This is a genomic window from Neisseria sp. P0008.S004 (assembly GCF_051962755.1).
In the GTDB taxonomy this organism is placed as follows: domain Bacteria; phylum Pseudomonadota; class Gammaproteobacteria; order Burkholderiales; family Neisseriaceae; genus Neisseria; species Neisseria subflava_A.
Genome location: NZ_JBQCUZ010000059.1, coordinates 1 through 246, shown reverse-complemented (window position 1 = coordinate 246; position 246 = coordinate 1). Strand labels below are relative to the sequence as shown.

General features: G+C 52.8%; 1 rRNA gene. It reads left to right on the top strand.

Annotated features, from left to right (window positions below):
• A 16S ribosomal RNA gene (locus ACTHSW_RS10935) occupies nt 1–246 on the top strand; the annotation flags it as partial.

Below are 246 nucleotides of genomic sequence, written 5' to 3'. Positions count from 1 at the left end.
CGAAAAGGTTGTCTCTAATACAGATGGCTCATGACGGTACCGTAAGAATAAGCACCGGCTAACTACGTGCCAGCAGCCGCGGTAATACGTAGGGTGCAAGCGTTAATCGGAATTACTGGGCGTAAAGCGTGCGCAGGCGGTTATGCAAGACAGATGTGAAATCCCCGGGCTTAACCTGGGAACTGCATTTGTGACTGCATGGCTAGAGTGCGGCAGAGGGGGATGGAATTCCGCGTGTAGCAGTGA